The sequence below is a fragment of the Vibrio sp. 1069 genome (assembly GCF_033340555.1).
Map to the genome: position 1 here is coordinate 1 of NZ_JAWOWP010000607.1, position 600 is coordinate 600.

At 46.5% G+C, this 600-nt stretch carries 1 pseudogene; it reads right to left on the minus strand.

Annotated elements, in window-relative coordinates:
* Positions 1-582: pseudogene (locus R7040_RS28025) on the minus strand (ABC transporter permease); the annotation flags it as partial.
* Positions 583-600: the final 18 nt, after the last annotated feature.

Sequence of the window (600 nt, forward strand, 5' to 3'; positions counted from 1 at the left end):
TTCATAGTCATCGAAATCATCACCGACAAAGCCCCCCATAGGGAACCATTCCAAGTGATAACTAAACAAAGTAATCAATAACACGCCAACCACATAGCCAGGCAAGGCATAACCGACGAATATCAAAATGGAGGAGGTAGAATCAAACACAGAACCGTGCTTGAGGGCTTTGTAATAGCCAAGCGGTATCGAGATGAAGTAGCTGATAAAGAAAGTCATGCCACCATAGAACAGCGAAACAGGCAGACGCTCTGCAATCATATCCGATACTGGTTCGTAATAACGCGTTGATTCACCCAAGTCCAACGTCACTAATCGACTCAACCAATCAACGTAAGCTTCCATCACAGGTTTATCCAACCCGTAGAATGCGTTTAGCTCAGCGATTTGCTCATCAGACAGTGCAGTATTGCCACCCGCTGACGTCATCGATGCTGCGCCGTCTCCCTGAGACTGCATTTGTGACAGCATGCGTTCAACTGGCCCACCCGGTACAAATCGAGTGATGGCAAAGATAAGAATGGTGATACCGAGAAACGTCGGAATGACTAACGCTAAACGGCGTAAAAAGTACGACAGCATATACAACTTGCTCCTTGT